General features: G+C 31.7%; 6 protein-coding genes. All 6 read right to left on the bottom strand.

Going from position 1 to position 3400, the window contains the following annotated elements; genetic code table 11:
• The coding region (locus tag IJL02_RS11780; RefSeq protein ID WP_292816685.1) for a DEAD/DEAH box helicase family protein at positions 1-447 on the bottom strand (447 nt) is incomplete at its 3' end.
• A gap of 84 nt (positions 448-531) precedes the next feature.
• Positions 532-810, bottom strand: coding sequence for a hypothetical protein (locus IJL02_RS11785; RefSeq protein WP_292816688.1), 279 nt, complete (start codon positions 808-810; stop codon positions 532-534).
• Positions 810-1853 carry a hypothetical protein gene (locus IJL02_RS11790; protein WP_292816690.1) on the bottom strand — a complete coding sequence of 348 codons (1044 nt, stop codon included), beginning with the start codon at positions 1851-1853 and terminating at the stop codon, positions 810-812. Before IJL02_RS11790 ends, IJL02_RS11785 begins: the two co-directional genes overlap by 1 nt.
• 468 nt (positions 1854-2321) lie before the next feature.
• Positions 2322-2513: a hypothetical protein gene (locus IJL02_RS11795; protein ID WP_292816693.1), complete on the bottom strand. Its 192-nt coding sequence runs from the start codon at positions 2511-2513 to the stop codon at positions 2322-2324.
• 189 nt (positions 2514-2702) lie between these two features.
• Positions 2703-2900 (bottom strand): hypothetical protein, encoded by a 198-nt coding sequence (locus tag IJL02_RS11800; RefSeq protein ID WP_292816695.1) that lies wholly within the window; start codon positions 2898-2900, stop codon positions 2703-2705.
• A gap of 131 nt (positions 2901-3031) precedes the next feature.
• Positions 3032-3400 (bottom strand): hypothetical protein (locus IJL02_RS11805; RefSeq protein WP_292816697.1); only part of this gene is annotated, 369 nt, incomplete at its 5' end.

Genomic DNA, 3400 nt, shown 5'->3' on the forward strand with positions numbered 1-3400 from the left:
ATTTTTACAATTAACTACCTCTTTAACTTGTTTTCTAAGTGACACGTCTAGTTCTTCCCATATTTGGCTAGTAAAACATAGTCTGCGGCGATCTTTTCTTTGTTGTGATATACAAGTCAAAACGTCTAGTGGAATACCATCTTTTTTATTAAAATACAAGTGTGCCTCGTCTAGTATTATTAGCACTCCATCTGCTCCATTTTGGCACGTTAAAGCTTCATTAAGTATATAATCATTACTTATATATTTATAGTCAATGTCGTACAATATCACGTTGGAGTATATCTTGCATTTTGGAAACTCTTTTTTCATATCGTAGGCGTATTTGATCAGCGATAGTGTTTTTCCAGAACCTTGAAAACCTTTCCAGACTACACTTCCGGTAGGAAATTGCTTGCCTTTCGGTCTAGTCCAATGCTCTGTAAAACTTTTCCAGTCTATCCTCATATTTTCTCCTTAATTGGTAGGGCTTTAGCCCGTCAGTTCTCTTTACGAAGTAAAGAGTATGCAGAGCTTAAACGAATAATTTATTTATTCGTTTACTTTCATAACCCATTTAATTGCTATTAATGCTAGTTTAACTCCTAATATACCTATTTCTAAGCCTATTAAAGTTAATCCTAGTCCCCATAATATAGCAAATCCCGGCACATAATGATTACCTACTGCATAAACTACATTTATGTAGCTTGTTGCTTGTGATAGATCTAAATTTGGTATTTGTATAGTATTAAACAATGCTACTATTAATGCAGCTCCTGCAATTAATGCAGCTGCTTTTACTCCCATTTTTACATAATCCGCAAACATTATCCCGTAATCTCCTTATATAAGCTTATCATTCTTTTTACTAGGTGAATACCTAGTGGGACTATTATAAATACCATACCTATACTTACTAGTGCCATAATTTGTGGTGGTATATCGTATGTGCATAAGTTCATTTGTCCTAAATTAAGACTATATACTTGCATATTTGGTAGTGTACAATTATTTCCATTAACATTTGTTAATGCTGTAAATAATTGCGAAAATGCTCCAAATAGTGTTGTTCCAGTTGTTTCTGCGGCGTTACCAGCATTGTCTGCTTGGTTTTCTGTTGTACTGCTTTGAGTTTCCAAATTATCTCTGTCTTGTAATTCTTGTGCCTGTTCTTGTTCTGTTGCACTTTCTTCTTCGGTGTATATTTCAATAGGTGAAAAATAAATTGTTAATTTAACTGGTGCGTCCAATATTGAATTTGTATTTTGAATAAAATACAACCAGTCATTTTGATAGGTTAAACCTGTTAAGTCTTGATTAGACTTACCGTGTCCCCATATTTCTATCATTTGAATATAATTTGCATCTGCACCTATACCTGCATAAAATTGACCTACACCATTTGGATCAGGGTATTGAGTTATATTTTGAATATAATTTTCTCTTGATAGTTCTTTAATTTCACATTTATCAATAACTGTGTTATTTGCTCTAGGACATAAAGCACTTGTCAAAGTTGTTTCTGGTCTGTCTATTTCTGAAAAGAAGATTATTGTATGATGATAAAGTCTATCAGTTCTAAGTGGTATAGTTGTATTACTTTTAGTAACAAATTCTGGTTGGGTAATATAAGATACCGTAAGAGGTGAAGCATTTAAAGATATATTCCTAATCAAAGAGTTTCCATAAGCTGGTGCAGTTTGTGAAATTGCAGATGCACCACTTTGACTATATTTCCAGTTTAATGTGTCTAAATATCTATAAGCAAGAGTTTGATTTTTTAAAGCACTAGCGTTTAAAGAGGGATTTAATAACAGCAAACAAGTGGTAAAGAAAATTAGTAACCCTATACATAATTTTTTTCCTTTCATTTAATAAATCTCCATAATACTATTTTATATGCTAGTAATATGGCTCCTACTATTATTATACTTGCTATAAATGGAAAATATATCTGTAATTCTGGTCTATAAACTAAATCACCAGTTGTAAGACAATCCCCAGTATAAGTATAGCCATACTGATTAGTATTACTGGCCTGCAGTAATGCTTTACCTTCGTATATAACGTAGGTTTTTCTTGTTCTAGAGTCAGTAGAATAATTATAAAAAGAGGTACTACTATTGATAATATTACAACCACTACTCGGTAATTCCACATTCATTAGTCCGTCCCTTTAATTATAAAATAATGTATTATTTTAATAATTAATGTTATTGATATTAATGGCATTATTAAATATGCCATATTAGTTGCTACTTCCCAAAAAACATTTTCAAATAAATCAACAATATTCATATTATTCCTTAATAAGGGGGGTGGGTTTCCCCCCTTATTTATTACATACCTTGCTTACCTTTGGAGATGCCTTTGAGTACTTTCTTTACCATACGATATGCGAAAGCAAACAAGACACCAATCACAATGATACTAGCACAGGCTGTCACCGCACCCCATAGTGCGTCAGCACTAATACCATTAGTGCCAGTTATTGCTGTGATAAATCCGCTCATACCTGTTGGCGTTTCCATTCTTTCTCCTATGAGAAAATTGATTTATTAGTATTATAATAACCCAAATTATATAAAAGTTCAACTAGTTTTTGTAAATAACCTTTTTCATTGATATACATATTTGACTTGAAAATATGTATCAAATCGGCAATAGCATTTTCATTCAAACTGGCGACAGGCACCCTTTGGGTGTCGCCAGTTTGATCATTAATCGGTATACTCAACATATTCATTAAATACCTTGTCTAATTTTGCTCTCATAATTAAAGGATTATTTACATTTTTAATATAAACATAATAGTTTTTATATGGTATTTGTTTTCCATCTTCTAAAGTAAAGATACCATCTTTTCTCTCGATTTTGACAATTTCAAAATCTTCTATGTTTAATTCTGTTTTTTCCATATCATCTCCTTTTTTTAATGCGTACTACCCCCGCTTTATAATCGCTTGCTCTGGGGTAGCCGCTTTTATAAAGCGATTATAACGAAAAAATGACCATATTTCAAGTAGTTTTGTCAAATTATAGAGAATAGTTATTTTTTCGGTGTTGTAAAATTTACAACATTAGTAGAATAACCTATTGTTCTTTGATAGTTTGTGTTCCTTATTACCTTTTGTCTAGTGTCATATCTATTATATAATTTGTCATTGTGCTTAAATATCTCTGTTCTTATTTTTTTTGCTGTCCATTCACCTTTTAATTTATCGTATGTTATACTTTCTCCGTCTGATACTGTATTAATTTGGATTAATCCAAATATATTTTTACAATTAACTACCTCTTTAACTTGTTTTCTAAGTGACACGTCTAGTTCTTCCCATATTTGGCTAGTAAAACATAGTCTGCGGCGATCTTTTCTTTGTTGTGATATACAAGTCAAAACGTCTAGTGGAATACCATC

Source organism: Methanobrevibacter sp., from assembly GCF_017427765.1.
Classification (GTDB): domain Archaea; phylum Methanobacteriota; class Methanobacteria; order Methanobacteriales; family Methanobacteriaceae; genus Methanocatella.